Origin of the sequence: Desulfurobacterium indicum (assembly GCF_001968985.1) — a bacterium.
GTDB classification, from domain to species: Bacteria; Aquificota; Aquificia; order Desulfurobacteriales; family Desulfurobacteriaceae; genus Desulfurobacterium_A; species Desulfurobacterium_A indicum.
The window spans coordinates 38758-62033 of sequence record NZ_MOEN01000008.1 but is presented as its reverse complement, the minus strand read 5'-3'; the positions used below and the strand labels follow the sequence as shown (position 1 = coordinate 62033).

The window sequence follows — 23276 nt, the reverse complement described above, 5'->3', positions numbered from 1 at the left end:
TATTTCCTCTAAGGTTACCTGCGATATTTTGCTTATGGTTGAGGGTGAGTATTTAAGTTCAAACACGCTTTCAAGAGCCTGGGCTACTGCTCTTGCACTCATACCAGAGGCAAACATCCCAAGTATTAAGTCTTCAAGATTGATATCTCTTCTTCTATAAGGTTCTATCAACTTTGTTCTGAATTTTCCCTCTCTATCTCTTGGAATTCTCAGATTTTCAAGCTTACCGATAACAGTATCTAAGTTTCTAACGTAAAAGCCGTTCTTTGTTCCTCCATGTTCTTTAAGAAACACTTCTCTTTCAGCCGTCATGATTGACTCTAAGGTTTGCTTTACCACTTCCTTAACTAGGTCTGGTAAAATCTTCTGTAGTTCCATTTTTGCCTCCTGGGGTTGGTATTTGTGGGGTGTTCCCCAGGAGGTTATCCCATTTCTCAAGCTTACACAAAATATCGTACACTACCGAGTTGTATTACTCCTGCTATGTTTCCGTATTTTCCGGAAAATTCTATTATGTTGATGGTTTTTCTGTTGATTTTTTCTTTTCCACCATATATGTAAGTTAATGTTGTCCTTTTTCCATCTTCGCTTATTATTGTGTATTTTGACCAATCGCCCTTTTTAAGAGGTTTGAAACCTGTATACGTGGAAGCTATTGCTTTCATTCCAAAAATCAGAAGCAAGAAAGCGGTTATAGTGTATCCTATTCTTTTCATCGTTATCCCCTTTTAAAAGGATTTCTTTATGAAAATTATACTATTTTGATTTTTTGATGGAGCGTGCGACTGTGTAGACGTAAATGGTATCTGCACCGGCTTTGATAAGTTCTTCTGCTATTTCGTTTACGGTGCTTCCTGTGGTAAATATGTCATCAAATATGCAGAGTCGTTTCCCTCTAATATTTGAAATGATTTCTCTTTTGATAGAGAACAAGCCTTTGACATTTTTTCTTCTTTCTTCTTTTGAAAGCAGAGCCTGTTTTTTTCCGTGATATCTCTTTTCAACTCCGTCCATAAACGGAATATTTGCAGCAGACAAAATTAGATGGCATTGGTTAAAGCCTCTTGTTTTTAATTCTTCAATATGGAGTGGAACGGGAATTACAAAATCCATTCTGTTACGTGAAAGAAAGTTTTTAAAGTGAACCGATATGGTTTTTCCAATCTCTTCTCCTATGTCGTGCCGTTTGCCTATTTTAAATGTCTTGATTGCTATTTCGAGAAGTCCGCTATACAGTCCGAAGTAAGATATTTCTGAAAAATTGAATTTTCTCTTTTTCTCAAAGCAATCTCTGCATAAAGGTTCACTTCCGGGAGCAAGATTCAAAGGATAGCCACATATTATGCATCTTTTTCCGGAAAAAGGTTTTATGTGAATTTTCCAGCATTCTTCGCATGCAATTTTTCTGTGTTTACCTATAAGGAATTTTCCGCATACTGCGCAGTATTCAGGAGAAAGAACATCTATAAGACAATCTCTTAAAAATTTAAAAAGGTTATCTTTAATCCTGTTTTCTCCTCTAAAAACTTTAAAAGAATTTCTTCTGTATGTTCAATGGAAGATATTGCCAACTCAACGCTTAAATCCTGAACAGATTTTTTCTTATCTTTAAAATACTTTTTTACAATTTCTTCTATGGATGTTGTGTTCTGGATCTTTTCAGACTCCTTTCGGGATATGTTTTTCTGGAGGATTCTGACGATGAGAGTGTTTCCTTTTAGTTTTTTCAAAGCAGTTGTTTCTGAAAATGGTTTTTCTTTATAAAGATATTTAATTATTACAATTGGCGGTTCAGCACATGAGGAAGCTTTTTCTGTTATCTCTTCAAGTTTTTGACTTTCGTTTTCGCTTTCTTCTATCGTAATGGTGAGAAATTTTCTCAAATTCTCAAGTTCTACTCTCTGTAAACTTTTAGCTTTCAGGTCTATTATATTAAATCCCCGGTTTGTTGTTTCTGCTTCTTTTGCCGTTCTGAATTCGGTTACGCCTGCATAACTAAAGAATTTTTCTGTTGTGTTGTGTATAAAGTTATGTATGTGGCCACCTGCATAATAGGTAAATTCCTTTGGAAGGTCGGACATATTCATTTCGGCTGCACCTTCAAAGGGAAGATACGGAGAAATACCCTGGTGACACATAAATATGGAGTATTTATACTTAGCTGCTCTTTCTGAAAACGATGGAAAAATTTTCTCCCTGAGTTCTGAGAGATGATTTTTTGTCATAAACTGGATGCCTGCAATGTAAAGATCGCCAAAGACTTTTTCACCGTAAGGTGAAATGAGATGCAACAGACCCAAATCTTCCAGTATTTTTTGTGGAGGGATCCTTCCTTTTCTTAAAGTCCTATCGTGGTTTCCGGTGATTGCAACTACGGGAATATTCTTTTCTTTTAGCCTTCGGAATTGTTTTATCGTTTTTGACAGAGATATCATATCGGGTTGCGGAGATTCAAAGAGATCTCCCGTATGAATAACAAGATCAACATTAGCTTTTATGATTTTATCTATTGCCTGTTCAAATGCTGTAAAGAAATCTGTTTTTCTCTCAACGAGGTTATACTGGGCATATCCAAGATGGCTGTCGGATATGTGAGCGATTTTCAACCTTTTTTCTCCTTGCTTGAGAGAAGAGATTTTATCCTTTCGTAGATTTCAGGGAGACGATTAATAAGAGCTTCTGTTTTTCTCCATGTTCTAAAATCTTTTACAGGGAAACCTGCATATATTCCAGGTTTTGTGATGGATTTTGTTACGCCTGATTTTGCTCCTACTGTTATGTTGCTTCCTATTTTAATATGTCCTGCAACACCTACCTGTCCTGCAAGAGTAACGTTGTCGCCTATTTCCGTTGAACCGGAAATGCCTACCTGAGATACGATAAAACAATTTTTCCCTATTTTGTCATTATGTGCTATCTGGACGAGATTGTCTATTTTTGTGCCGTCTCCTATTATTGTATCTCCGATAGTTCCTCTGTCTATGGTCGTATTTGCGCCTATTTCAACGTCATTGCCTATTATTACTCTTCCTACTTGAGGAACTTTGTAAATTTTCATCTCTTTTTTGCTGAATGCGTATCCGAAACCGTCTGAGCCTATTACTGTTCCGCTATGTATTCTTACATTTTTTCCGATTTTTATGTCGTGATATATTGTAACGTTAGCAAAAATTATACTGTTATCGCCTATTTCACAATGATCACCTATTACGACGCCAGGATATATCTTAACATTGTTTCCTATTCTGCAATTCTTTCCTATGGATACATGGTCTCCTATGTATACGTTGTTTCCTATGGTTGCGGTTTCATCGATAGTTGCTGTTTCTGAAATTTTAGGTTCAGGAAGCGGTTTTTTAATAAGAATTGATAACACCTTGGTAAATGCCACATAAGGCTCTTCACAGATAAGCTGGGTTATCGGAACGTCATACTCTTTTCCAACAATTACAGCTGAGGCATTTGTTGTATTGAGGAATTTTTCGTATTTGGGATTTGAAAGGAATGTAAGTTCACCTTCCTTAGCTTTTTGTATTTCGTTTATACCTTTTATCTCTATGTCAGGATTACCTTTTATCGTGCAGCCGATAATTTCTGCTATCTCTTTGATGCTTATGCCCATTATTTTCCTGCCCTGCTGTAGAGTTTTAGAATTTTATCCGTTAAATCGTACTTTGGATCTGCTGATATTATTCCAGCTTCGTTTTTCTCTACAATCATTGGGATACGATGTGTTTTTCTGTATTGCTTTACTACTTTGAAAACATCATCGACAATTTTAGATGTGAGTTCTCTTTGAAGTTGAGAGAGTAGTTTTTGGCTTTCTTGTTGCAGTTGTCTGTATTGAAGAATTTTTGTCTGTATTTCGTTTTCTTTTTCCTGTTTAGTCTTCTTGCTTATTAGAGGAGATGAAAGGTCTTTCTTTATCTGTTCGATTTCTTCTGCCAGTTTCTTCAATTTTGATTCTGCTTTTTTTATTTTTGATTCCAGTTCTGCCTTTGCTTTTTTACCTTGAGAAGATTCGTTAATTATCTTTTGCATGTCTATATAATAAACGGCAAAATCTTCTGCTTTAGCTTTAAATGTTCCCATTCCGAAGATTACACATGCTCCTGCCATAGCGATTAGTAGCTTTTTAAATCTGTTCATTATAGTCCTCCTTATATTTTAGAAGTAGCTTCCGAGTCCGAAATGCCATTCGGAAGCAGTTTCTCCAGGTTTTCTGTCTAATTTATAACCTATATCCAATCTTATCGGTCCGACAGGGGTCATCACTCTTATCCCTGCACCGGCAGCTTTTCTTAAAGTTCCCAGATCGATCTTGTTCCACCATCCGGCACCTATATCAAAAAATCCTATAAAACGTAAGTTATTTGATATATCGTAGCCTATTTCAAAGTTCATAACAAGTTCTCTATTTGCACCTTCCGGGTCGCCATTGGCATCGACCGGTCCAGCTTCTCCCCAGCGGAATCCTCTTACTGTTGTATCGCCTCCGACAAAAAATCTGTAATCTATAGGAACATCTTCAGTTTTTCCGTAAGTGTCTGCAAATCCGGCTTTTAGGTGTGCTGATAGAACAACAGGAATTTTGTAGTTCTCTGAAAAATCATCAAGATAGATGTATTTTGATATGTCTGCAACTGCTTCGTAGAAGTTGCTGTCGCCGCCTAGTGCTTGTCCGGCAAATTTAGTGTTTAGGCTAAACATAAAGCCTCTGTGGGGAAGGAAACGATTGTCTCTTAAATCCAATGTTATTCTTGATGATATAAGGCCTATTACGGATGTTCCTTCTTCTTCTTTAACGATGCTTGTGGCGTTGGGGTCTATGTCACTTACAGTGTTCTTTTCAAGGGTATAACCTATACCTATGTTCCAGTCTTTTTTTACTCTTCTGAATATATTGAAAGAGAAGCCTTTTCTGTGGCTCGTGTAAGTTGTATATTCGTTTTTGTGGTTGTAAACTCTTATTCCGAGTGTTTGAGGCTGGTTGAGCCACCACTTGTGGTTGTATCCGATATCAAAATAGGTTACTGAGGAGCCGAACTGCCCGGAAATAAATATTGAATCTCCTGTTCCAAAAAGATTCCCTTTGCGTAGAGAAACCATTCCAGTTAATTTCGTAGTGGAGCTATATCCAACACCGATGGAGAACATTCCTGTAAGACGCTCTTTTAAATCAACATCTATATCTAAAAGGTTTTTATCTACAACTTTCGGTTTAACATTAACAGCTTCGTAATAACCTGTGTTGTAAAGTCTTCTTACGGAACGTTCAAGTTTTTCCGTGTTGAATATTCCCGTTTCATATATGTCAAGTTCTCTTCTTACAGTTCTGTCTCTGCTGTTGTAGTTGCCTTTGATGTTAATGTATCTTATTTTTGCTCTCTCGCCTTCATGGATGACAAATGTTACGTTTACTTTGTGATTTTTATCATCAATGTTGATTTCTGGTATTGTAGTTTCAAAGATGTATCCGTATTTTCCATAAAGTTTTGCTACTCTTATAGAAAATTCTGTTAGTAAATTAGGATTATAAGGGTTATCGGGCTTAAGTCCGTTTACAAGTTTTAACAACTCTTTTGATGTAAATAGTGTATTTCCTTTGACTGAGATTTTTCCGAAATAGTATCGAGGTCCTTCGCTTATAATGGGATATATAACTTCGTAACAACCGTTTAGTTTTTTTACAATAGGTTTTCCTACTTTTACTTCTATATAGCCTTTGCTTTCATAAAGTTTCTTTATCCTCTCTACGTCTTTTTCTAAGTTTTCCTTTACAAGCGGTGGATGAAATCTTAATTTCCAGACGCAACGCTCTTTTGTAAGAAGAGCGTCCTTTATGTCTCCTGTAGCAAGTGCCTTGTTTCCTTTTATTACGATTTTGCAAACGTACGCTTTTTGTCCTTCATCTATTTTGAATACTACATCTGCTTTTTGGGGTTCGGTTTCAGCTATGGAATAGGTGACATTGGCATTTATATAACCTTTTTCATGATATAGATCAATTATTTTGTTCTTTAATTCATCAAGTTTCTCGTAGGATAATATATGCCCTGTGAAATTTCCCTCATTGAATCCTGTTTCTTTTATTAAATCTTTTGTAGAGATGTGCTTATTACCCTTAAAAGTTATAGATTTTACCTTGGGTTTTTCTTTCAGTATGTATTTTAAAATTATTTTGCTCCCCTGTTTTTCCTCAACTACTTCTATTGTTTTGTAATAACCCAGGGAAAATATGTTTTTTATGTCTTCGGCTACTTTTTCTCTGTTTAGTGGTTCTCCCGGCTTTAAGGAAATTCTATAGAGAATACTTTCTTTAGGCAGATATGTGTTTCCTTCAATTTTTATCTCTTCTATAACAGGTTTTAGTGTCGTATTTTGTGTTGATAGTATTGTGTTGTTTGATGCCAGTGTTTGAGCTTTGGAGTATGAAGGTATTATAGAGAGTACCAACGCTACTGCGATAACTATTTTCCTCAAAGGAAAACCTCCGAATAATTGGTGGATACAATAATAACACAACTAAGAATAAGGAAAATATACTTTGAAGCATGTTCCTTTGCCAACTTCACTTTCGACATCAACTTTTCCGTTTAGTTTTTCTACAGCGAGTTTAACTATGGAAAGTCCCAGTCCTGTTCCGCCCAATTTTCTAGATCTTGATTTATCCACTCTGTAAAACCTTTCAAATATAAAGGGTAAATGAGATTTTGGTATGCCTGGTCCTGTATCGCAAACAGATATTACCTGCTCTTTTGGAAGGGTTGAGTATTTTATTTCAACTTTTCCGCCTTCGTGGTTGTATTTTATCGCGTTGTCTATAAGATTTCTGAATACAAAGTAAAAAAGTCTTTCGTCCCCGATAACTTCAAGGTCTTCGGGTAGAAGCGATTCAACTTGAACATTTTTTTGCTTGGCTATGACGCTGGTTTCTTCGACTATTTTATCTATTATCGGTTTAAGTTTGATTTTTTTCTTTTCAAATGGAATACCCTTGCTTGTTTCAAGCATTGTCAGGGTTATTAAATCCTGTATGAGTTGTTCCATGTATTCTATTCTTCCCTGGGCTTTTTTGATAAAGTCGATTGCTGTTTTGTTTGTTTGGCATTCATCTTCAAGTGTTTCCATAAGTAGTTTGAGTGTGGCAACGGGTGTTTTGAGTTCATGTGAGACATTTGCGATGAAATCTCTTTTAAGATTTTCGTACTTTTTGATCTGTGTTAGATCCCTGAGTAATAAAACTTTTTCATCTACATCTGCTGCGAACACGAGTTGTATATATCGATTTTTTATCTTTTTGCTTTCCCACACGTTGTATTCTTTGTCGAAATTTTCGTTTATGAAAGTTATCACATCTAAGTCACTAATTACCTGATAAAAATATCTATCCCTGTATTTTTCTTTATCGATGTCTAAAAGTTCTCTTGCAAATCTGTTGGTGTATATAAGTTTCCCGGCAGGGGACATTATTACTAATCCTTCGTTTAACAGGTTTAATGCCTGGGAGAGAAGATGAATGTTATCCCGATTTTTCTTTTCATTTCTCTCTTTTTCTATATAATAAACGAGTTCATTCCAGCTGACCTGTTTTGGTAGTGAAAAAAGTGAAATCAGTTTTTTCTTTATAGTGTTCATCTTTTTCATTTGGAACAATGTAACACCTGTAGCTATTCCTGCTACGAATAGTCCTAAAGTGGCAATAGCAAGCATTTAAGAACCTCTTTTTTGTTGTAAATGTGATGAATAAAGTTTATCATTTAAGTGTTAGAAATAAACCGTTTAAGGGAGGATTATAATGGGTGTAAGAGTTGCAATCAACGGTTACGGAAGAATTGGAAGATGTTTTCATCGTGCTATTTTAGATGATGGTGAATTTGAAATTGTGGCAATAAACGATTTGACAGATGCTGCTACACTTGCTCATCTTTTAAAGTACGACTCTGTACACGGTAAATTTCCCGGAACGGTAGAAGTAAAAGGGGATAAACTTGTTATAAACGGCAAAGAAATAACAGTTTATGCAGAGAAGGATCCTGCGAAATTACCTTGGAAAGGTCTGGAAGTTGATATAGTTCTGGAAGCTACCGGCAGATTTAGAGATAGAGAGGGTGCTTCAAAGCACCTGGAAGCTGGAGCGAAAAGAGTTCTTATTTCGGCACCTGCAAAAGAGCCTGACGCTACGTTTGTAGTTGGTGTTAATCATAAAGAATATGATCCCGATAAACATTTTATAGTTTCTAACGCTTCATGTACAACTAACTGTCTTGCACCTGTTGCAAAAGTATTGCTTGAGAATTTTGGAATAGAAAAAGGATTTTTAACGACGGTTCACTCTTATACTGCTGATCAGAGGCTTTTGGATGCTCCACATAAAGATTTAAGAAGAGCAAGAGCGGCTGCCGTATCAATGGTTCCAACAACAACAGGTGCGGCAAAGGCGGTAGGTCTTGTGATTCCTGAACTTAGAGGAAAATTTAACGGGATTTCCATAAGAGTTCCAACCCCTGATGTTTCTCTAATCGATTTCGTTTGTACTGTTGAGAAAGAGGTTACAGTTGAGGAAGTTAATGCCGCGTTAAAGGAAGCTGCCGAAGGTGAGTTAAAAGGCATATTAGGTTATACCGAAGAGGAGCTTGTATCTGTTGATTATATAGGTGATAGACGTTCTTCAATAGTTGATGCAAAATCTACCGATGTTATAGGCGGAAATATGGTTAAGATTATTTCCTGGTATGATAATGAGTTTGGTTATTCCAACAGATTGGGGGATTTGATTAAATATATGGCTTCCGTTGGTATATAATTGAGAAAAATTTCTTTTTAAGGTCCGCTTTATTAAAGCGGACCTTTTTTATTCCTTCCATCTTTTTCTGTTTTTAAGAAGTATTACTTCTGCAACTTTCCAGTTTTTCTCGACTTTCTTTTTTGCCTTTTCAGGCAGAAAGGATACTATTGTATCAGTTACCGGTACTAAGAATCCGCCAAGATAGCTTGTTTTTATTAGATAACTGTCAGGCATAGTTGTCCCTATGAAGAGTAAAAATATGGATGCAAGCAGAATTCCTCTGAATATACCGAATAGGAATCCCATGATATTATTAATTAGTCCCAAGAAACCTTTAGAATAGAGCGAATTCAAAGTAAACGCTATGTATTTTGATATTAAGAATAGGATTCCATATATTACAAATCCTGTCATGATAATTACAGGTGCGTCAGGATCGGGTACAAATTTTGCAGCTACTATATGGGCTGTTTTGATAGCTATAAATATACTCACGATAACTCCGGCAATGGATATAATTTCTTCTATGACACCTTTGTTGAAGCCTCTGAAAAAATTCCATCCCAGAATTATTACCAGGACTGCATCTAGTAAATTTAACGGATGAATATTCATTCTACCTCCATACTTATATCAACCCATTTGGCTCTGGTGATGAGCTTGCTTGTTGATACGTAGTCAATATCTTTGTTTCTTAACATTTTTAATGTTTCTAATGTTATTCCTCCGGATATTTCTATTTCAACGTGATTAAAATTTTTTCTGATAAATTTCACTGCTCTGTCTATCTCTTGTAATGACCAGTTGTCCAGCATGATGATGTTTATTAATTCTTTAACTTTAATAGCTTCTTCAAGCTGCTGCCAATTTTCTATTTCGACTTCTATAGACATTGTTACAGGAATATTTTTTGAAATTTCAAGAACAGCAGTTTCAACGCTTCCAAATGCTTTAATGTGGTTGTCCTTTATCATTACTGCGTCGTATAAACCCATTCTATGGTTGTAGGCTCCTCCAACTTTTGTTGCATACTTTTCAAAGTATCTAAGTCCTGGAGTGGTTTTTCTCGTATCCAGAAGCTTAATATTTGTTCCATTTAATATCTCTACATATTTACGGGTATTTGTAGCTATGCCGGAGAGATGTTGAATAAGGTTTAGAGCAGTTCTTTCTCCTGTTAAAAGAGCTTTTTCATTACCTTCAATATAAGCGATTATTTCTCCTTTAGCTACTCGATTGCCTTCATTTTTCTTCCATATGAATTCAAAGCTTTTGTCTAACATTTCGAATGTTTTCTGGAAGAAAGGACTTCCTGCAAGTATAAAATTTTCTTTTGCTTCGATGTATGCTTTTATTCGTTTTCCTGGAAGAGAGGATGATGTTATGTCTCCTGTAAAGCCTATATCTTCTTTCAGAAAAGATAGTATATAATCCTCAATTGCTATTTTTGAAAATTGCATTATTCAACCTCTAATATTGGAGTTGGTGCTAATGGTAAATATACCAAATTCTATAACTGTTGTTAGGGCTTTAATTGTTCCTCTTTTTATAATGGCTCTTCATTATGGAAATTTCAAGATAGCGCTTATATTGTTTATTATAGCCGCTTTAAGTGATGCTGTTGATGGATTTTTAGCCCGCAAATTGAAGCAAGTTACAATTGTCGGAGTGATAATGGATCCTTTAGCTGACAAAGCTCTTATCGATTCGGCTTTTGTTGTGTTAAGTTATGTCCATAAAATTATTCCTCCATGGCTTACCATATTAGTTATTTCACGAGATATCTTAATAATCGTTGGTGGTTGGCTTTTAACTGTTTTTGAGAAGCTGGATAGAATAAAACCGATTTTAATAGGAAAATTTACAGCATTTTCTCAATTTTTAACAATATTTTTTACATTACTTCATCTAAATTTCAATAATTATTATCTAAACATTATGTTAGAATTCCTATATCCCTTTACTGGTGGTGTGACTGTTATTTCAGGGATAAGCTATGTAATAATAGGGATAAGGGAGCTGGGAAGTGAATAGAACACTCTTTGATAAATATTTTCCCGAAATTGTGGTTATCTCTACTATTATTATTTTTGTTATTTCTCTTTTTATAATGAAATCGGTAATTTTTCCTTTCTTTGCCGCTATGGCAAGTGCATATATAACATTTCCGATATTCGAATTTTTTTTAAAATTGTTTAAGAAGCGCCAGATAGCTGCGGTTTTAACAGTAGTATTGATATTGGTAGCAATTTTAGGATTGATACTTGTAATTTTCCCGGTTTTGTTAAAACAGATTGAAAGTTTTATCGATTATCTTCCTGTTTTAGTCTCTAAAATTGACTTTTATCTTGCTAAATATTTAGGTAAAAAAATTTTTTCAGGAAGATTTAATCCTGGCAATATGAAATCTGTTTTTTCTCTCATCTATCGAAACTTTGATATCAACAATTCAATAACAGTTGCGGCTTTGGTTCAGAAAATATTCTCTGGTGTTTTTTCAATAGCTTCTATAGCCATAAACATTGTTGTAATACCATTTCTTTCTTATTATATCCTTGTAGATTGGGAAAATTTAAGGGATTTGTATTTGAAACTTTTGCCCTTTGAACATAGGGCAGAGACGGCTGTTTTGATAGACAAGGTAAATGATTCTCTGTCAGGATATATCAGAGGCCAGTTGTTAATGGCGTTTTTAGTCGCTGTTTATTTTTCTATTACCTTAACGGCAATTGGAATTAGATATAGTTTTCTTATAGCAGTTGTTGCCGGGATAATGAATATGATTCCTTATGTGGGTTTTTTTACCGCTTTTGTTCCTTCCATTTTGCTGGCTATTTTTGATAACGGAGATCTTTTTCATATAGTTGCCGTTGGAATCGTTTTTTTATCGGAAGCTGCTCTTGAAAATGTTATATATCCTATGGTTATGAGCAGAACTACGGGAATAAATCCGCTTTTGATATTTTTTGCGGTCTTTTTTGGTGCAACCTATGGAAATTTTCTGGGTATAATTGTTGCTGTTCCGGTAGTTGCAATGATATTGCCTGTTTTTGATAGTTTTATGATGAAAAAGGAAATGAAAACATGATTATAGGTATAACAGGTAATATCGGGGCAGGTAAAAGCACTCTTTCTCAGTTTATTGGAATGAAGGGTTACAGAGTTTTAAATGCTGACGATATGGCTAAAAAATTTTTGAAAAGAGGCGAGGTAGCTTATGATACTGTGATCTCTCTGTTTGGTAAAGATATTCTTCGTGCTGACGGTGAAATAGATAAAAAAAGATTGGCAGACATTGTGTTTTCCGATAGGGAAGCTTTAAAAAAACTCACTTCTGTTACTCATCCTTTGGTAAAAGAAAAAATTATCTCTATGTCAGGAAGTAATAAGCTTATTTTTATTGAGGCAGCAGTTTTAATAGAATCTGGCTGGCATGAGATTGTTGATAAAATTGTGCTTGTTTTTGCTTATAAAGGTCAAAGATATATGAGAGCCTCTAAAAAGTTTGGAATGAAAGAGGTTATCAGGAGGGATAAACTACAACTTCCTTATGGTGAAAAGCTGAAGTTCGCTGATTTCTTAATTTGTAACACAGGGAACCTGTTAAATTTAAAACTTCAGGCAGATAAGTTGGTTAAATATATAGATAGTGGTCGGAGCAGGGGGATTTGAACCCCCGACCTCTTGGTCCCGAACCAAGCGCGCTACCAGACTGCGCCATGCTCCGAGATAATAGTTATGTGTAAAGATATTTTAGGTGTCTGAATTTAAATGTCAATATTGTGCGCTTTGCTATAATTGCTTTTGTCTTAAATACTCAGTTTCTGGAGATAGGTGTGGAGAAGATTAGAAGTTGGAGATTGGTGAGGTTGCTTGTTTTCATTATAATTCCTGTTATAGCAGGACTTTATTTGCGCTTTGATGATCTTGCAGTTTGGCATGCTAGAAGATCCAGTTTTTATTATAAAGATCGTCCTTTATTCACAAGTTACGATGCTTTCTATTTTGCGAGATGGAGTGAAGATTATCTTGAAGGAAAATATAAAGCTGGAAAGATGGATCCTTTAAGGTTTGTTCCAGATAATTATATAGTTTCTAAACTATCTGATTCGGAAGTTGAAAAACTTAAAGCTTACAAAGCTGTATATCCTGATCCGATACCCCTTGAAAGTTTTATGGGTGCCGTTTTTTCCAAGTTTTTTAATACACATATAGAGAATGTGGCAGTTTATCTTACACCTATACTTGCTGTTTTGTTCGTTATTCCTTTGGTAATTTATATGGATGAAATAGGTGCTCCAGTTGCTGGTTTTTCCGGTGCTGTGTTTGGAGTACTATCTTTAATGTATCTTGCAAGGACAACAATTGCTCGTTTTGATACAGATTCTTTGAATTTGTTCTTCCCTTTTTTAATAGCTTATTTTTTTCATAAAATTCTGCATACTGAAGGGCGGAAAAGATATATTTTTGCAATTTTAGCAGGGATATCTTGTTATTTGTTTAACTGGTGGTATGCTCATCCAGATCTTGTTTTGATTATGTTTGTCGTTTTTATATTAGGGATTTTTATAACAAATGGGAGAGTTACAAAGGAGGATTTAAAATTAATAGGCGTTCTGGCTCTATTTTCAAGTCCGTTTGTTCTCTGGCATGGTATTCATTCCTTTATATCAAGAGCGAGTATGTACATAATTAATTTTGGTAAAACAGCTGTAAAAACAGGATTCCCCAACGTTCTCCAATCCATTAGCGAGGCTCAGAGAGCTTCTTTAAAGATGATAATACTGACAACTGTTGGCAGCAGTATCATTTTTTGGTTAGGAATGGCTTTTATATTTTACATGTTCTATAGGAAATGGAGAGAAACGATATTTTTGATACCTTCTTTTCTTTTAGGACTTATGGTTTTTAAAAGTGGTAATAGATTTTCTATGTATTTGGCTCCTTTCGTGGGTATTGGTTTTGGGTATATTTTTGATGAGTTATTTAACTATGTTTTGAAATTGAGTTTGCCAAAACCAAAAAATGATGAGAAGGGAAAAGTTATTTTCAGGAATATCTTGACTTTGTCGATTGCTGTATTAATTACTATTATTGCTTTCGTTTCTCAAACAGAAGCAGTGAAGTTTGTAGCTGTTCCTAAAATAACTCCTACACTTGAAGGAGCCTTTTTAAAGTTGAAAGAGATTACACCTGTAGATTCTTGGATATGGACATGGTGGGATTACGGAACTGCTATTCAATATCTATCAAGGCGAGCTGTCTATCATGACGGACAATCTCAGCTTTCTCCTAAGACTTACTTTGTTGCCACTACATTTTCTACTTCTTCTCCAGAAATTGCTTATAACACGATTAAAGGTATATCTAATGTGGGAGTAACCTATATAAATAAATGGCTGAAAGAGGGGCAGACTCCAGAGTCAATTAGAGACAAGTTTTTTAAAGGGGTGTTTAATGGTAGGTTAAGTCATCCTGTTTACTGGATTTTTACTGAAGATGAAATTGGGAAGTTTGCGTGGATTAACTATTTCGGAACATGGAATTTTGATTTGAAAAAGGGAATTAAAGACAGCATTAACCCGGTAGGAGTCTGTTTTATTCCTTCTAAGAATAAGGTTATTTGTGGAGGTATTACTATAGATCTTAAAACAGGAGTTATCAAGGCCAGGGGAACAGCTGTTTTAAATAAAATAGCCATTAATATAGATGGACATTATAGGGAATTTTCTTATGATCCTGCGGGAAGATATTATTTTGATCTTGTGAAAAGTAAAGGTAAGTTACTTGGTTTTATAATGGATCAGCAGCCTTTCTATTCTATGTTTAATCAGATGTTTATTCTTAGGCATTATGATAATAAATATTTTAAGCTTGTTTACGATGATTTTCCAGTTATGGTGGCATATAAACTGGTATGTGAGGAATAATTATTGAATGATTATCAATCGAATTGTTAATTTAGCGCATAGATGTTTTGAAGATCAGGATTTAAAGGAACTTTTAAAAAACTCGGGGATTGCTTTTATTCTGAAGATTGCTGGCATAGTTGTTGGTTATTGCTTTACGGTTATTGTTACTCGTCATTATGGTGCTGAAGCATGGGGTGTTTTCTCTATATGTCTTATGTTTCTTCAGATATCGGGAATGTTTGGTCGTTTGGGGATGGACATAGCACTTTTGAGGTTTACTTCCGAGTTTATGGTTTCAGAAGATAAGTATTTGATACCTCAAGTTTTTAAAAAAAGTTTATTGTTGACTTTAAGTGTTTCAAGTGTATTATCTTTTATTTTGTTTCTGTTTGCTAATTATATAGCAATTAAAGTATTTCATAATTCTATTTTAATTTTACCTTTAAAATTGGTTTCTATCTTTGTTATTCCTTTTGTGGTTTTATGGATTACAAGAGAGGTTATTAGAGGATTGAAGAAAATAGCTATTTATATGTTATTACAACAGCTTGGTGTTTTTGCTCTGGCGTCTGTTATTTTAGTTTTCTCTTTAATGTTTTTGAAAATAAACTATCCTTATTTGATTCCAATTTTATCGTACGGTATATCTATCATTATATTTGCCTTTTTTGCACTTTTTCTTTGTAGAAAGTATTTGATGGCATTTTCCCTCTATGTTAAACCAGTATTAAAACAGATTTCTTATAAGTATATCTTATCTGTTTCTCTACCTCTTCTTTTTTCAAGTGTATTGGTTTTTATTATGGGATGGACGGATACTTTTATGATAGGAGTTTTTAAAACCACCAGAGACGTAGGAATATACAATGTGGTTCTAAAACTTTCTACATTAATTAGTATTGTTCTTTTTTCTATAAATTCAATTGCTGCTCCGAAGTTTGCGGAGTTTTGGGGACGGAAAGATTTGAAGGGTCTTGCAAAAGTTGCAAGGCAGTCTGCTAGACTAATCTTTTGGATGTCGCTCCCAATATTGCTTGTTTTTGTTTTTTTCTCCAAACAAATATTGTTAATTTTTGGTAAAGATTTTATTGTTGCTTCTTCGGCGCTTGTTATTCTTTCTTTAGGGCAATTCGTAAATGCAATTGTTGGAAGTGTTGGCTATATTTTGATGATGACAGGGAAAGAAAAAACTATGCAAAATATTATATTTGGTGGTACTTTTATAAATGTTGTTCTTAATGCTTGTTTAATTCCTTATTATGGGATAAACGGAGCTGCCATTGCCAGTGCAATAAGTCTTGTCTTTATCAATATTGTACCGCTTTTCCTTGTTAAGAAATATTATGGTTTTTATACTATAAATATAATATAATGGAGCTGTCAAATGGAATACCCGCCAATTATTATTGTTGGGATGCATCGTTCGGGGACATCTTTACTTTCAAGGGTTCTTCAAAAATGTGGAATTTTTATGGGAGCAAGTCGAGATCCAAATAATGAATCTTTCTTTTTTCTTGAGCTTAATGATTGGTTGTTGGCTCAAACAAATGCCACGTGGGATAATCCATACAATTTTAGATTTATAGATGATACATTCAAAGAAACTTTAATAAAAGCAGTTAAGATTAGTATTTCCAGTTTTAGAATATTGAAATTTCTTGGCATTCGCAGGTTCCTAAAGTACAGAAAATTAGACAATCTTCCTTTTCTTTGGGGATGGAAAGATCCAAGAAATAGTATTACTTTGAATATATGGTCAGAGATTTTTCCTCAAGCAAAAATAATTCATATATATCGTAATCCTGTAGATGTAGCTGAAAGTTTGAGGAAGAGAGTCTTAAAAAATAAAAATAATTTCAGATGGAACTATAAACACACTATAAAATCTATGTTTGCTAAAGGTAAATTAAATTTTGTTGATTCAGTTCGTTTGCAGTTTCTAGAAGAAGGTTTTAAGCTATGGGAAGAATATTTATCATCAATATATGATTTTGAAAAGCGTTCAGATAAGAGAATCTTGCATCTGAAGTATGAGGAATTTTTGGAAAATCCAGATTCAACGATTGAAACTATTTTGAACTATTTTAATATTTCTGTAGATAAGGATAGAGTAAAGGAAGCGGTTGCTCTTATAAATACTTCAAGGAGTTATGCTTTTTTATCAAACAAACATCTTGTAAAATTTTATGAAAACATAAAGGAAAAACCGTTAGTTAGAAAGTTAGGTTATCATAATCTGTGTTGAGGTAAATGTGGAAGAAAAGACAGTGGCAATTTTAATGGCTACTTATAATGGTGAACGGTTTTTAGCTCAACAGCTTAATTCTATTATATCTCAAACTTACAAAAACTGGGTTCTTTTGGTTCATGATGATGGGTCAGAAGATGGAACAGTTGATATTTTGAAAGAGTATAGCATTAAATATCCTGAAAGGATTATTTTTCTTAACGACGGATTAAAATTTGGCAATGCTAAGGATAACTTTAGTCATCTCATTGGTATTGCTTTAGAAAGGAATTTTGAATATTTCTTTTTTTGTGATCAGGATGATGTTTGGATTGAAAATAAAATAGAGATTTTTCTTCAGAGGTTTAAAGGAATTGAAAGTTCACGTAAAGATTTATCAATTCTTTTGCATTCTGATTTGAAAGTGGTGGATTCTAATTTAGATGTGATAAGCGATTCTATGTGGCGTTATCAGAAGCTTAATCCAGAATGTAAAACACTTAATTATCTACTTGTTCAAAATAATGTAACTGGTTGTGCCTGTGCTGTTAATAGGGCTTTGTTAGAAAAAGCCCATCCTATAGGAAGAAAAGCTATTATGCATGATTGGTGGCTTTCTCTTGTTGCGTCTGCGTTTGGAGTGGTGGATTTTATTTCAAAACCAACAGTATTGTATCGACAGCATGAAAAAAATGATACAGGGGCTAAAAATGTTGATGTAAGATATGCTATTAGAAAATTCATGCGAAAGGATGATTTGGTTAAATCAATTGCCAAAACAGTTTTACAGGCTCAGAATTTTTTATCAACTTTTGAGCAATGTTTAAAACCGGAACAAAAAGATATGCTTAGGGCTTATGTGCAGATTCCTTATGTATCTTACGTTAGAAAATTACTTACCGTTTTTCGTTTTAAACTTTTCAAGCAAAATTTTCTGAGAAACCTTGGATTTTTGTGGTATTTAAGATATGTAAAAGAGGATTTCTATGATATCTGTGATAATCCCAACATATAATGCGGAAAAGTACATAGAAAGGCTTCTTGATGCTCTTAACAATCAGACTATGAGACCAGATGAAGTTATTGTTGTAGATTCCTCGTCTTCGGATAGGACGGTAAATATTGCTGTTTCAAAAGGAGCACGTGTTATTTCTATTCCGAAAAATACTTTTGATCATGGAGGGACCAGAACATTAGCAGGCAAAGAGGCAAAAGGAGATATTTTGGTTTATTTTACTCAAGATGCTATTCCTGCTAACAATAGGGCAATTGAGTTTTTAACACTTCCTTTGGAAAAAGATAAAGAAATAGCAGCTACTTATGGACGTCAAATTCCATATAATGATACTGATTTGTTTGGAAAACATTTGAGGCTATTTAATTATCCAGAAAAGTCTTTTGAGAAAAATTTAAAAGACAGAGAACATATGGGGTTTAAAGTTGCTTTTCTTTCTAACTCTTTTGCTGCGTATAATAGAAATTTACTTGAATCTGTAGGTTGGTTCCCGGAAGGTGTTATATTTGGTGAAGATTCTGTTGTAGCAGCCCGGTTGTTATTAAAAGGTTACAAAATTAAATATGTTGCTGAAGCCAAAGTTTATCATTCACATTCTTATTCAGTATTTCAGGAGTTCAGAAGATATTTCGATATAGGTGTTTTTCATAGAACACAGGCCTGGATGCTCGATACATTTGGAAAACCTGAAAAAGAGGGTCTGAAATATGTTAAGTCAGAATTGAAATTTTTATTGAATCAGAAAGCTCTTTATTTTTTACCCAAATTTCTTTTAAAGAATTTGGCTAAGTATGTTGGTTATAAAGTAGGATATAACTTTGATAAGATACCTATGAACATTAGAAAATACTTTTCGATGAATAGACAATATTGGGAAAAAGAAAAAAATTGAGTGAGGTTTTTGTATGCTTTCACATATTATTGAAGCTGGGATTGTTCTCTCGATAGCAGGTTTTTTTATTGGTTTTCTATCTGGTCTTCTTGGGAAAGGTGGAGGGATGTTATTTATTCCAACTTTCTGGGTCGTGTTTCCTTTTCTTGGAATTCCAGAAAGCATAGTTCCTAAGTCTGCAGTTGCAACGTCTCTTGCTTGTATGACTGTTACATCAGCAACTTCTGCCTGGCAACATATAAAAAAGGGGTTTTTGAGGAAAGATATTTTTCTTTTTCTTATATTGGGAGCTATTCCAGGAGATTTTGTGGGAAGTGCTTTAACGGCTAAAATTCTTTCTCCTGAGATGACAAAAGTTCTTTTCGCTCTGTTTTTAATTTTTATGTCCATAAAAATGCTTAAAGGTTCAAAAAAAGAAGAAGGGAAAAAACAAAAATTAAACTATCGTTCAATTCTTGTTACAGGATTTACTTCTGGATTTCTTGCTGGACTTCTTGGAGTTGGGGGTGGGGCTGTTGTTACTCCTATGCTTTACTCTTTTGCTGATATTCCTATAAAAAATGCCATGGCTACATCAACAGGAGTTGTTTTTTTTAATGCTTTTTTTTCTACTCTTAATTATATCTATTATGGCTGGCATCATATTAAAAGTATTTTCTTTTTAGGGTATATTTATATACCCGCACTTGTTTTTATGATTCCTCCTCTTTATTTTGGGACGAAAATGGGAGTAAAAGTTATGCATAAAGTTCAAGCAGAAAAATTGAGGAAGTGGTTTGCTTTTTTTCTTTTGGCAGTTGCAGTAGAAGTGGTTGTTAAAGTTTTGACTTCCACTTTTTGATTATTTGGTTATCTGTGTGATGGGAGTATGTTATAATTAAAATTGATAAACGAAGAAAAGCAGTTAAGAGTTTTGTGAATGTGAGGAAAAATAATGGCTTCAATAGTTGATTTTTTAAAAGAGCTGGTTGAAAGGGGAGGTTCAGATTTACATCTTTCCCCCGGGAGTCCTCCTAGAGTGAGAGTTAGTGGTGATCTCATTCCAATGGATGAATATAACCTTTTGACTCCTAATGAAACGAAGAAGCTTATTTATAGTGTTCTTACTGATATGCAGAAGAAACGTCTTGAAGAAGAACTGGAACTTGATTTTTCTTTTGGTATAGAGAATCTTGCAAGGTTTAGAGGTAATGCCTTTTTTCAGCGTTCTGCTCTTTCAGCGGTATTCCGTTTAATTCCGTTTGAAATCCCAGAATTTGAAAAATTGGGCTTACCTGATGTTGTTAAAAGTTTTGCACATCTTGATCAGGGATTGATTTTAGTAACGGGTCCTACCGGTTCTGGTAAATCTACAACTCTTGCTTCTCTTATTAATATCATTAATGAAACTTATCCTTACCACATAATCACGATTGAAGATCCTATTGAGTTTGTTTATGAACATAGAAAGTCTTTGGTGAATCAGAGAGAGCTTGGTAGTGATACAAAAAGTTTTGCGAATGCGCTAAGGTCGGCTCTTCGTGAAGACCCTGATGTTATCCTTGTAGGCGAGATGAGAGATACTGAGACTATTGCAGCAGCTTTAACTGCTGCTGAAACGGGGCATCTTGTTTTTGGAACTCTTCACACGAATTCTGCCATCGAAACTATTAACCGTATAGTTGATGTTTTTCCTGCAGATAAGCAGTCTCAGATAAGAACTCAGTTATCATTTTCCCTTCAGGGAATTGTTGCACAGAGGCTTTTAAAGAGGAAAGATAAAAAAGGAAGAGTAGCGGCAGCTGAAGTCTTTATTCCGACGGCAGCTATAAGAAATCTTATAAGAGAAAATAAACTTCATCAAATTTATTCATTGATGCAAACAGGTCAGGCTGAAACCGGGATGGTAACGATGAATCAGACTCTTGCAAAACTTTATCTTTCAGGTACAATTTCTCTTGAAACAGCAAAAACAGTTTCTCCTGATGTTAGGGAGTTAGAATCTTTGATAAAAACTTATTCGGGATAGGTAAGAAGATATGCCTGTTTATAGTTATAGAGGTAAAACAATATTAGGAAAAGTGAAAAGAGGCAAGGTAACTGCGGATAATATCGATATTGCTAAAAATCTCATAAGAAGTAAAGGTGTTGTTTATATAGAATCCCTTAAAGAGGAAAAATCCTCTGGCTTAAATATGGAAATTAATTTGTCTTTTATGGATAAAGTAAAGCTCAAAGATATAGTTTTATTTACTCGCCAGCTTTACTCTATGATAAATGCGGGTATTCCATTAGTTAGTGCTTTGAGGGCTTTGGAACAACAGGTTTCAAATCGTAAACTTAAAGAGATTATAAAAGATGTTGCAAAACAGGTAGAGGAGGGAGGTAGATTTTCAGCAGCACTTGCAAAGTATAGAGATGTTTTTGGTGATCTTTATATAAGTATGATAAAAGCAGCAGAGGAAGCAGGAACGCTTGATACAACTTTGAAAAGACTTGCAGAATATCTTGAAAAAGTAGAACATCTACGTTCAAAAGTAAAAAGTGCAATGTTTTATCCTACATTTGTTTTGATTATAGCTTCTATTATAGTAGCTGGTATTTTGATTTTTGTTATTCCTACGTTTGCTGGAATATACAAGGAATTTGGAGGAGAACTTCCGGCGCTTACTCGGATGGTTATTAAAGCGAGCGATTTTTTGAGGGATTATATAGGATGGCTGATCGCTGGCATAGTAATTTTTATCTTTATTTTTAAGAGATTGCTTAAAATTCCGAAATTTAAATACTATTTTGATCTGTTTATGTTGAAAGTTCCTGTTTTTGGGGAGCTAATTCTTAAAAGTTCTATAGCTAATTTCGCCAGAACATTATCTTCTATGTTTTCAAGTGGTATCAATATATTGAAGGCTCTTGATATTGCAGCAGAAACTTCAAATAATCAAATAATTCAAGAGGAAATAAGCAAAGTGAAAGAGCAAGTGGAGAAAGGTATAAGTCTTGCTGTAGCTCTTTCTCGAAGTAAAATCTTTCCCCCTATGCTTATAAATATGGTAGCGATAGGAGAGGATGCTGGTAATCTTGATGAAATGCTTGCCAAGGTAGCTGATTTTTATGAAGAAGAGGTGGATACAATGGTCGATGGTTTGACTTCTTTGATAGAGCCTTTAATGATGGTTTTCATAGGTGGAGTTATAGGTTTTATTATTATTGCTATGTATCTACCGATATTTAAGATGGGTAGCTTAATTAAGTGATTTCTTTTCTTATAATGTCGTAGTTTTCAGGTTTTAAATGTGGGATAAATTCTATATCAACATTATAATTTGTGTGAGCTGTATGGATCTGTTTTTCTCCGTTTTTAACTATTTTCTTAATAGTTGCTTTTATACTTTTTCCGTCTTTTGAAAAAAGTTCTACTTTATCACCTATATTGAATGGATTTTTAACTTTCCAGAAGTTGTTTTTGTATATGGCGAGAAATTTATATTTTCTTATGTAAGAACTTGTAGGATAGTACTGCAGTTCTTTTTCCTGTTGTAAGAATCCTGTAGTGTAAGGTCTATGACTTACTTTATCCAGTTCTTCTAACAGTTTCGGGAGTTCTGTTTTAAAGCTTTCTGGATTGTTTTTGATGAGGTCAATGGCTCTTCTATATATTGCTGTTGTTACGGCTACGTAATAAACGCTTTTTACTCTACCTTCGATTTTTACAGAATTAACACCTATTTCGTATAGTTTATCAAGGAGAGGTAGAGCACATAGGTCTTTAGAATTAAAGATGTAAGTTCCGTGATGGTCTTCTTCTATTGGATATAGTTCACCTTCCCTTTTTTCTTCGACCACATAATATTTCCATCTGCAGCTTTGAGCACAACTTCCTCGATTGGGGTCTCTTTTTGTTAAATAGTTTGAAAGAAGGCATCTTCCTGAGTATGCCATGCACATTGCGCCGTGGACAAATACTTCTATTTCCATGTTAGAAACGGCTTTTTTTATTTCTGCAATTTCTTTTAATGAAAGTTCTCTGGCAAGAACGATTCGACTGGCTCCCAGATTTTTGTAGGCTTTTACTGTTACTATGTTTGTCACGTTGGCCTGGGTGCTTATGTGGATTGGGATATCTGTTCTGTCTTTTATTATCGACAATGCTCCTATATCTGCGACAATGAAACCGTCAGGATTTAGTTTTGCTACCGCATCAACTGTTTTTTTGAAGTTTTCAATTTCGTGATTTTTCAGAAAAGCGTTTAACGTTACGTAAACTTTCTTCCCTTTAGAGTGAGCGTAGTCAATACCTTCTTTAAGTTCTTCAATTGTAAAGTTGCCAGCTCTTTCTCTTAGAGAAAACTTCTTAACGCCGGCGTATACCGCATCGGCTCCAAAATTTACTGCAACTTTAAGCTTTTCCAGCGTTCCTGCAGGTGATAGAAGTTCCATTTTATCCTCATCTGTAGAATAGT

General features: G+C 34.5%; 23 protein-coding genes and 1 tRNA gene. 12 read left to right on the top strand and 12 right to left on the bottom strand.

The annotated features are described in order from the left end of the window. From BLW93_RS03395 to BLW93_RS03360, 8 genes are all read right to left on the bottom strand, one after another. Window positions 1–438: transposase (locus BLW93_RS03395; protein WP_245791970.1), on the bottom strand; the 438-nt coding region annotated here is incomplete at its 3' end. 2 nt (window positions 439–440) lie between these two features. Further along, window positions 441–716 (bottom strand): hypothetical protein, encoded by a 276-nt coding sequence (locus BLW93_RS03390; RefSeq protein WP_076712702.1) that lies wholly within the window; start codon window positions 714–716, stop codon window positions 441–443. A gap of 40 nt (window positions 717–756) precedes the next feature. Continuing rightward, on the bottom strand, window positions 757–1467 hold the full coding sequence (locus tag BLW93_RS03385; protein ID WP_281246664.1) for a ComFC family protein: 711 nt from the start codon (window positions 1465–1467) through the stop codon (window positions 757–759). Between the two features lie 11 nt (window positions 1468–1478). Continuing rightward, window positions 1479–2606 carry a metallophosphoesterase family protein gene (locus BLW93_RS03380; protein WP_076712700.1) on the bottom strand — a complete coding sequence of 376 codons (1128 nt, stop codon included), beginning with the start codon at window positions 2604–2606 and terminating at the stop codon, window positions 1479–1481. After that, window positions 2603–3622 carry a UDP-3-O-(3-hydroxymyristoyl)glucosamine N-acyltransferase gene (gene lpxD / locus BLW93_RS03375; RefSeq protein WP_076712699.1) on the bottom strand — a complete coding sequence of 340 codons (1020 nt, stop codon included), beginning with the start codon at window positions 3620–3622 and terminating at the stop codon, window positions 2603–2605. The genes BLW93_RS03380 and lpxD overlap by 4 nt, the downstream gene beginning before the upstream one ends. Further along, window positions 3622–4149 (bottom strand): OmpH/Skp family outer membrane protein, encoded by a 528-nt coding sequence (locus tag BLW93_RS03370; protein ID WP_076712698.1) that lies wholly within the window; start codon window positions 4147–4149, stop codon window positions 3622–3624. The genes lpxD and BLW93_RS03370 overlap by 1 nt, the downstream gene beginning before the upstream one ends. Window positions 4150–4167: 18 nt before the next feature. Further along, a complete protein-coding gene (bamA, locus tag BLW93_RS03365) occupies window positions 4168–6483 on the bottom strand; it encodes an outer membrane protein assembly factor BamA (protein ID WP_158025373.1) in 2316 nt (771 codons plus the stop codon). Between the two features lie 42 nt (window positions 6484–6525). Further along, window positions 6526–7713 (bottom strand): sensor histidine kinase, encoded by a 1188-nt coding sequence (locus BLW93_RS03360; RefSeq protein WP_245791986.1) that lies wholly within the window; start codon window positions 7711–7713, stop codon window positions 6526–6528. An 85-nt stretch (window positions 7714–7798) separates the two neighbouring features. Between BLW93_RS03360 and gap the strand changes: the two genes are divergently transcribed. Continuing rightward, window positions 7799–8806 (top strand): type I glyceraldehyde-3-phosphate dehydrogenase, encoded by a 1008-nt coding sequence (gene gap / locus BLW93_RS03355; RefSeq protein WP_076712697.1) that lies wholly within the window; start codon window positions 7799–7801, stop codon window positions 8804–8806. 48 nt (window positions 8807–8854) lie between these two features. Here gap and BLW93_RS03350 read toward each other — a convergent pair whose 3' ends face one another. Both BLW93_RS03350 and nadC read right to left on the bottom strand, forming a co-directional pair. Next, window positions 8855–9403: a CvpA family protein gene (locus BLW93_RS03350; RefSeq protein WP_076712696.1), complete on the bottom strand. Its 549-nt coding sequence runs from the start codon at window positions 9401–9403 to the stop codon at window positions 8855–8857. Next, on the bottom strand, window positions 9400–10248 hold the full coding sequence (nadC, locus tag BLW93_RS03345) for a carboxylating nicotinate-nucleotide diphosphorylase (protein ID WP_076712695.1): 849 nt from the start codon (window positions 10246–10248) through the stop codon (window positions 9400–9402). Before nadC ends, BLW93_RS03350 begins: the two co-directional genes overlap by 4 nt. A gap of 31 nt (window positions 10249–10279) precedes the next feature. Between nadC and BLW93_RS03340 the strand changes: the two genes are divergently transcribed. The 3 genes from BLW93_RS03340 to coaE are packed head-to-tail and all read left to right on the top strand — an operon-like array spanning window position 10280 to window position 12460. Beyond that, window positions 10280–10822, top strand: coding sequence for a CDP-alcohol phosphatidyltransferase family protein (locus tag BLW93_RS03340; protein WP_076712694.1), 543 nt, complete (start codon window positions 10280–10282; stop codon window positions 10820–10822). Then, window positions 10815–11876, top strand: a complete 1062-nt coding sequence (locus BLW93_RS03335; protein ID WP_076712693.1) for an AI-2E family transporter — start codon at window positions 10815–10817, stop codon at window positions 11874–11876. Before BLW93_RS03340 ends, BLW93_RS03335 begins: the two co-directional genes overlap by 8 nt. Further along, on the top strand, window positions 11873–12460 hold the full coding sequence (gene coaE, locus BLW93_RS03330; RefSeq protein ID WP_076712692.1) for a dephospho-CoA kinase: 588 nt from the start codon (window positions 11873–11875) through the stop codon (window positions 12458–12460). The genes BLW93_RS03335 and coaE overlap by 4 nt, the downstream gene beginning before the upstream one ends. Here the strand turns inward: coaE and BLW93_RS03325 are convergent. Further along, window positions 12439–12515, bottom strand: a tRNA-Pro gene (locus BLW93_RS03325). The genes coaE and BLW93_RS03325 overlap by 22 nt on opposite strands. Window positions 12516–12624: 109 nt before the next feature. Between BLW93_RS03325 and BLW93_RS03320 the strand changes: the two genes are divergently transcribed. From BLW93_RS03320 to BLW93_RS03285, 8 genes are all read left to right on the top strand, one after another. Continuing rightward, window positions 12625–14718 carry an STT3 domain-containing protein gene (locus BLW93_RS03320; RefSeq protein ID WP_076712691.1) on the top strand — a complete coding sequence of 698 codons (2094 nt, stop codon included), beginning with the start codon at window positions 12625–12627 and terminating at the stop codon, window positions 14716–14718. Between the two features lie 7 nt (window positions 14719–14725). Further along, window positions 14726–16072, top strand: coding sequence for a flippase (locus BLW93_RS03315; protein WP_076712690.1), 1347 nt, complete (start codon window positions 14726–14728; stop codon window positions 16070–16072). 12 nt (window positions 16073–16084) lie between these two features. Beyond that, window positions 16085–16945, top strand: a complete 861-nt coding sequence (locus tag BLW93_RS03310) for a sulfotransferase family protein (RefSeq protein WP_076712689.1) — start codon at window positions 16085–16087, stop codon at window positions 16943–16945. A 7-nt stretch (window positions 16946–16952) separates the two neighbouring features. Beyond that, window positions 16953–17942, top strand: a complete 990-nt coding sequence (locus tag BLW93_RS03305) for a glycosyltransferase family 2 protein (protein ID WP_078058106.1) — start codon at window positions 16953–16955, stop codon at window positions 17940–17942. Further along, a complete protein-coding gene (locus tag BLW93_RS03300; RefSeq protein WP_076712688.1) occupies window positions 17914–18834 on the top strand; it encodes a glycosyltransferase family 2 protein in 921 nt (306 codons plus the stop codon). The genes BLW93_RS03305 and BLW93_RS03300 overlap by 29 nt, the downstream gene beginning before the upstream one ends. A 13-nt stretch (window positions 18835–18847) precedes the next feature. Continuing rightward, window positions 18848–19675 (top strand): sulfite exporter TauE/SafE family protein, encoded by an 828-nt coding sequence (locus tag BLW93_RS03295; protein ID WP_076712687.1) that lies wholly within the window; start codon window positions 18848–18850, stop codon window positions 19673–19675. Between the two features lie 93 nt (window positions 19676–19768). Continuing rightward, entirely contained in the window at window positions 19769–20842 is a 1074-nt protein-coding gene (locus BLW93_RS03290) for a type IV pilus twitching motility protein PilT (protein ID WP_076712686.1), read from the top strand. Between the two features lie 52 nt (window positions 20843–20894). Beyond that, window positions 20895–22070 (top strand): type II secretion system F family protein, encoded by a 1176-nt coding sequence (locus BLW93_RS03285; RefSeq protein WP_245791985.1) that lies wholly within the window; start codon window positions 20895–20897, stop codon window positions 22068–22070. On the opposite strand, the gene BLW93_RS03280 is transcribed toward BLW93_RS03285, so the two are convergent. Beyond that, on the bottom strand, window positions 22063–23253 hold the full coding sequence (locus tag BLW93_RS03280) for a U32 family peptidase C-terminal domain-containing protein (protein WP_076712684.1): 1191 nt from the start codon (window positions 23251–23253) through the stop codon (window positions 22063–22065). The genes BLW93_RS03285 and BLW93_RS03280 overlap by 8 nt on opposite strands. Window positions 23254–23276 lie beyond the last annotated feature (23 nt).